Genomic DNA, 2,109 nt, shown 5'->3' with positions numbered 1-2,109 from the left:
TCGGAACTTAGCGGCGAATGGGTGAGTAACACGTACTTAACGTACCTTTTAGACTGGAATAACGACTAGAAATGGTCGCTAATGCCGGATACTTATATTAGTCGCATGATTAATATATAAAAGAAGCGTTTGCTTCACTAGAAGATCGGGGTGCGTTGCATTAGTTAGTTGGTAAGGTAATGGCTTACCAAGACGATGATGCATAGCGGGGTTGAGAGACTGAACCGCCACACTGGGACTGAGATACGGCCCAGACTCCTACGGGAGGCAGCAGTAGGGAATTTTCCACAATGGGCGAAAGCCTGATGGAGCGACACAGCGTGTGCGATGAAGGCCTTCGGGTTGTAAAGCACTGTTATAAGGGAAGAAAAAGTAGTATAGGAAATGATATTACCTTGACGGTACCTTGTCAGAAAGCAACGGCTAACTATGTGCCAGCAGCCGCGGTAATACATAGGTTGCAAGCGTTATCCGGAATTATTGGGCGTAAAGCGTCTGTAGGTTGTTTGTTAAGTCTGGTGTGAAAACTTGGGGCTCAACCCCAAATTGCATTGGATACTGGCAAACTAGAGTTATGTAGAGGTAAGCGGAATTCCTTGTGAAGCGGTGAAATGCGTAGATATAAGGAAGAACACCAACTTGGCGAAGGCAGCTTACTGGACATACACTGACACTGAGAGACGAAAGCGTGGGGAGCAAACAGGATTAGATACCCTGGTAGTCCACGCTGTAAACGATGATGATTAGCTGATGGGGAACTCATCGGCGCAGCTAACGCATTAAATCATCCGCCTGAGTAGTATGCTCGCAAGAGTGAAACTTAAAGGAATTGACGGGGATCCGCACAAGCGGTGGAGCATGTGGTTTAATTTGAAGATACGCGTAGAACCTTACCCACTCTTGACATCTTCCGCAAAGCTATAGAGATATAGTGGAGGCTAACGGAATGACAGATGGTGCATGGTTGTCGTCAGCTCGTGTCGTGAGATGTTCGGTTAAGTCCTGCAACGAGCGCAACCCTTGTCCTTAGTTAGATGATCTAAGGAGACTGCCCGAGTAATTGGGAGGAAGGTGGGGACGACGTCAAATCATCATGCCTCTTACGAGTGGGGCAACACACGTGCTACAATGGACGGTACAAAGAGAAGCAAGACGGCGACGTGGAGCAAATCTCAAAAAACCGTTCTCAGTTCGGATTGTAGTCTGCAACTCGACTACATGAAGTCGGAATCGCTAGTAATCGTAGATCAGCTACGCTACGGTGAATACGTTCTCGGGTCTTGTACACACCGCCCGTCACACCATGGGAGCTGGTAATGCCCGAAGTCGGTTTTGTTAACTACGGAGACAACTGCCTAAGGCAGGACTGGTGACTGGGGTGAAGTCGTAACAAGGTATCCCTACGAGAACGTGGGGATGGATTACCTCCTTTCTACGGAGTACATAAATTACTATTTAAATAGTAATAACGACATTTACAACTGACTTAAGTTCATATTTTTAAATATTTGTCATGTTCTATTGTTTAAGTCCAATAGGTATATCTAGTTTTGAGAGAACATCTCTCAAAAGTTCTTTGAAAACTGAATAGTAAAGTTAATTAAATATAACAACGACATCAAATAAAATTTAAACAAATGTCTATTTGTTTTGATTTACCGAGTTATTTTTTCAAATAATTCATTAAAATGTCTTGAATATACATCAACAATAGGTAAATATTGTACTTTTAAATAAGTAAGAGTTTATGGTGGATGCCTTGGGTCTGGAAGTCGATGAAGGACGTGATTACCTGCGATAAGCCTCGTGGAGCTGGATATGCGCTATGAAACGGGGATTTCCGAATGGGGAAACCTAGCTAAAGTAAAGTTTAGCTGCTAGGTGATGAATAAAATAGTCACCCAGACGAGACACGTTGTGAACTGAAACATCTTAGTAGCAACAGGAAGAGAAAATAAATAATGATTCTATCAGTAGCGGCGAGCGAAAGTAGAAGAGCCCAAACCAACACATGTTGGGGTTGTAGGACAGTCAGCATAGAGTTACAAAATTGTGTGATAGCAGAAAGAGTTGGGAAACTCTGGCATAGAAGGTGAAACCCCTGTATGC

Annotated in this window: 2 rRNA genes; both read left to right on the top strand. The window is 43.7% G+C overall.

Features of this window, described 5'->3' with window-relative positions:
- Window positions 1–1,432 (top strand): 16S ribosomal RNA (locus tag V2E24_RS03530); the annotation flags it as partial.
- 295 nt (window positions 1,433–1,727) lie between these two features.
- Window positions 1,728–2,109: ribosomal RNA gene (locus V2E24_RS03525) — 23S ribosomal RNA — on the top strand; the annotation flags it as partial.

It is taken from the genome of Mycoplasmopsis ciconiae, assembly GCF_036350065.1.
Lineage (GTDB): Bacteria > Bacillota_I > Bacilli_A > Mycoplasmatales > Metamycoplasmataceae > Mycoplasmopsis > Mycoplasmopsis ciconiae.
The sequence above is the reverse complement of the archived record's forward strand: the minus strand, read 5'-3'. Positions and strand labels throughout refer to the sequence as shown.